This is a genomic window from uncultured Photobacterium sp., from assembly GCF_947502415.1.
Taxonomy (GTDB): Bacteria; Pseudomonadota; Gammaproteobacteria; order Enterobacterales; family Vibrionaceae; genus Photobacterium.
This window is the reverse complement of record NZ_CANMZV010000105.1, coordinates 1-491: the sequence shown is the minus strand read 5'-3', so window position 1 is coordinate 491 and position 491 is coordinate 1. Positions and strand designations below refer to the sequence as shown.

The window sequence follows — 491 nt, the reverse complement described above, 5'->3', positions numbered from 1 at the left end:
GGCGTTATGTTCTTAGGGAGAAAACTTGAGATTCATCGTTATTTCACTGATATGTTTTTACCAGAAATACATATCACCACATAAAGGCTTTCGTTGTGCTCATGCTTACTTACATTGTGGTGATTCTTGTTCAGAAGCCATAAAAAAGATTATTGAAAAACATGGTGTTTATAATGGTTATCAACTTGCAAAGTTGCGCCTGAACGAATGTAAACAAGCATATATTCAAGTTTCAACAAAGAATGATAATCGAAAGCGTAAAAAAAGAAGCCGATGTGACTCTTGTTTTGATCCTGCGTCGGCTTGCGATGTGGTCGATTGTATACCTGATGGCCACTGTGACACTCCTGATTTACCGTGTGATTGTTCATTACATGCACACAAAAACAGATGGTTATAGGTGTATTAGCTATTTGAGTTTATTGATCACGAACATAACAAAGGTATCAAGGTGACGCGTTACACTCGGCGGTTTTGGTATGGAGTTCGGT

The 491-nt window shown here is 38.1% G+C and carries 1 protein-coding gene; it reads left to right on the top strand.

Features of this window, described 5'->3' with window-relative positions:
• Window positions 1–25: 25 nt before the first annotated feature.
• Entirely contained in the window at window positions 26–400 is a 375-nt protein-coding gene (gene yidD / locus Q0852_RS24025; RefSeq protein ID WP_367278189.1) for a membrane protein insertion efficiency factor YidD, read from the top strand.
• Window positions 401–491: the final 91 nt, after the last annotated feature.